At 45.5% G+C, this 2,329-nt stretch carries 2 protein-coding genes; both read right to left on the reverse strand.

The genetic code is table 11. From position 1 onward, the window contains the following. Window positions 1-306 precede the first annotated feature (306 nt). On the reverse strand, window positions 307-855 hold the full coding sequence (locus CRENPOLYSF2_RS02340; protein ID WP_087142359.1) for an Lcl C-terminal domain-containing protein: 549 nt from the start codon (window positions 853-855) through the stop codon (window positions 307-309). Window positions 856-941: 86 nt separating this feature from the next. Further along, a complete protein-coding gene (locus CRENPOLYSF2_RS02345; protein WP_176371006.1) occupies window positions 942-2,063 on the reverse strand; it encodes an Lcl C-terminal domain-containing protein in 1,122 nt (373 codons plus the stop codon). Between the last annotated feature and the right edge of the window lie 266 nt (window positions 2,064-2,329).

Raw genomic sequence — 2,329 nt, forward strand, 5'->3', positions numbered from 1 at the left:
CTTCGACAAGCTCAGCACGAACGGTGGCTGTAACTGTCCTAAGTTGAAAACGCTGTATGTAAATACCCCTTCCCTGGATAAAATTAGCGATGTAATCGCCCAAGCGACATCAAGCCAAACAATGGCAGTCTTTTATGTTACTTACAGGTGAATACATACGAACTCAAGAGTCGGATTACCGACTTGGAACACAGTTTTATGACTTTCAAACCCGTAGTATCCATGTAGGGAATGTTTACGCACCAAATCAGGTGCACAAAATGCACCCTACACGACTAATGTACCCTATTGATTGCGCTTATCGTATTACAATCCAGTGCGCACTAAGCGAAGTTGACCAGCAAATTCGTTTTTATAAGCCCAGTCATCACCACCGCTGACGAAATTGACCCCCCACGCGTAAACACCCCCAACACCAACACCGGGTGATGATGCCCAAAACCAAGCGGCTGGGGTAGCTGGAAACACAGCCAGATTAATAGCGGGGCTGTAGCATTGCTCCTCAACAATAGATGCCAGTTCTTTTATATTGGGTAAACGCCAGTCAGTTTTACCTAAAAATCCCCCCGTTCTATTGATAACAGTCGCTCTATTTAACGCTGCTTTCCACCCATAAGAAGCCGCAGTACCGGCACATTTGCCGTTTGCGCGACTCCAAATCTGGCCTTCGCTGCATTTTTTCCATGTTAGCCCCGTTTTTTTATTGGTAACCGAGCCGTTCTTGTTGTCAGTGAACTGAGTGGTTGGGCTGCTCGCGGGAATACTAGCAGTTTTACAGGTTTGGGCTGCAACATGTGTAAGTGGCACCAATACCAATAGGCTGACTAATAAGATTTTTTTTGTTTGGTTGTGCATGATTCTCTCCGGAATTGATAGCTAATCGGGAAATACGGTGCTAATTAAGATCACTTTTTGACAAGTTGCTGGCGTATAACTACTAATCACTGTCCGCTACGCACTAAACGAACCTTACCTTCAGTGCCTTTATCAGCCCAGTAGCTGTAACCAAAATCAGAGGAGACATACCATGCGTTGCCGGCATTACCGGCGTACGGAGACGATGTCCAAATCACAGAGTCATCTCTGTCGAGGTAGGTAGGAAAATACTCTCTCACAACGGCCGGCTCATACGAACCCTCTCTACTGTAGTTGAGAATAGAGCGCAACTCCTCTTTAGTAGGCAAACGCCAGTCTTTTGCACCACACCACCCCGCTGCGTTAACGGCTTTTACATAAGCAGCGGTGTCGCAAGCACTGAGTGTCTTATTGCAGTTACCACCACCTTGTATCCCCGCCTTACCGCCATTTTTACTGTTGACGGGTTCGTACCATGTATACGTCCAACCCTCATAATGCAGACCACTGATATTACTCTCGACCTTATTGATAACGCTGGTGACACGCGGGTCAGTCTTCTCTTCCCAGGTTAAGCCGGTAACATTGTCTTTGACACAATTCCAACTATCTACAGAAGGCGGCAACGTTTTGCCAAAGGCGCTAATTTTGGTAAAACTGAAACCACGATAGCCATCGAGGTTATTATTGCGGGTGACATCACGCCCAGATTCGCCATCTTGCCCCAAGTAACCAACAAATGGACAAGCGCGACCATTTATTGTCGCATCGCCACAACTAGTAATACCGGTATCATTAAGTTCGCCGGTAACAACATTAACGACAACTGTATCACTGGCCGCCGCTTTTTTAGCATCAGTGACGGTGAGCTTAAATATCAGTGTCATGGGTTTTGAATTATTATTGCGTTTTGGCGTTTGCAGCGATGCTATAACGCTACTGGCATTTACCAAAGGCAACTTAGAGCCACCAATTTGAGTCCATTGATAAGTTACAATCTTACCCCCTGGATCAACACTGAGTTTCCCGTTAAGAGAAACGGAAGCACCCAAACCGACAGTTTGGTCAAGCCCCGCTTTGGCAACAGGCTTTTTATTAACGGGAGGAGTAACCACAGGGGGGGTGGCGGCTTCAATGATGGGGGCAACAAGCAGTGATAAAGCAAGCAGCCCGAAAGAATGATACGAGAGTGAACGGTGAAGTTTCATCTTTAATTTCCTATCTCTTGGTCGTGTTTTAAAAGGGGGCGGTTGACCCAATGCTACTACCGTGTGATACATTGTCAAGTGAACTATTTCACAAAAAATATGATTAAATTGTAAACTTACAGTCAATTCATAGCGCATATTAACCAATCGAGCGTTTTTTTACGTTACTCGTAATTACAATCGCAGAGCTACGAGAAAAAGTAACTAGGAGTCTGTCGGTCTTAGGATTTATATCTACCCGATTCGCGTAAAAACACGTAAATCAG

The organism is Crenothrix polyspora, assembly GCF_900163755.1.
Lineage (GTDB): Bacteria > Pseudomonadota > Gammaproteobacteria > Methylococcales > Methylomonadaceae > Crenothrix > Crenothrix polyspora.